1 pseudogene is annotated in these 421 nt (G+C 43.7%); it reads left to right on the top strand.

Annotation, left to right across the window (positions count from 1 at the left end):
• Position 1: 1 nt before the first annotated feature.
• Positions 2-421: pseudogene (locus HMPREF3263_RS07065) on the top strand (hypothetical protein); the annotation flags it as partial.

The raw sequence follows: 421 nt of genomic DNA, 5'->3' as shown, positions 1-421 counted from the left end.
AATGTGCATATCCAACTATAATCCTGATGTAATTGCCCGTAACGTAAAACAACTGGGGGATGGCGTAATTGAAATCCGCCGTTATAACGACGGGCATATTAGGGCAGACCTCTCTTGGGTGTGGTTTCTGTGTTCGATAGGTTTTATACTTTACGACTATTTTACCACCCAAACCCTGTTTAGGGATGTGCAATGGGCTATCTCTGTCGATTGGGCACTGGAAGAAGGATGGCTAAGATATTTTGATATAGCTTCGTCCTTAGGAAAGAACATACCTTCAAATGAGTATGATTTATATAAGGCTGAAATGCTCGAAATGCACTGGTCAAGAATTTATTGGGGCTGGTTCTACATCCTTCTCCCGCTGTTCTGGTTCTTTATGGTCGCCTCGCCAAAATGGCGTCCTGTGCGATTTGATGCC

Origin of the sequence: Haemophilus sp. HMSC61B11 (assembly GCF_001838615.1) — a bacterium.
In the GTDB taxonomy this organism is placed as follows: Bacteria; Pseudomonadota; Gammaproteobacteria; order Enterobacterales; family Pasteurellaceae; genus Haemophilus_D; species Haemophilus_D parainfluenzae_AD.
Note: the sequence above shows the minus strand (reverse complement) of the source record. Positions and strands in the feature narration are given on the sequence as shown.